The sequence below is a fragment of the Flavobacterium sp. RSSA_27 genome (genome assembly GCF_051547125.1).
In the GTDB taxonomy this organism is placed as follows: domain Bacteria; phylum Bacteroidota; class Bacteroidia; order Flavobacteriales; family Flavobacteriaceae; genus Flavobacterium.
Map to the genome: position 1 here is coordinate 1 of NZ_JBPTTN010000023.1, position 263 is coordinate 263.

At 41.8% G+C, this 263-nt stretch carries 1 pseudogene; it reads left to right on the forward strand.

Annotation, left to right across the window (positions count from 1 at the left end):
* Positions 1-263 (forward strand): annotated as a pseudogene (locus ACSVH5_RS13460) (hypothetical protein); the annotation flags it as partial.

The window sequence follows — 263 nt, forward strand, 5'->3', positions numbered from 1 at the left end:
ATTAAGCGGAAGTTCTTCAACAGAAGGCGCTACCTATTCATGGATAGCAAGTAATGGAGGTAATATTGTTTCAGGAGCTGATACTGCAACTCCAACCGTTAATGCTGCTGGTACGTATACCTTAACCGTTACCAATCCAGCCAATGGATGTACCGCTACTGATATAGCTTTGGTAACCCTAAACAATACGCCGCCTAATGTTAATGCAGGAGCAGACAAAGTATTGACATGTACTACGACTTCAATTTCATTAAGCGGAAGTT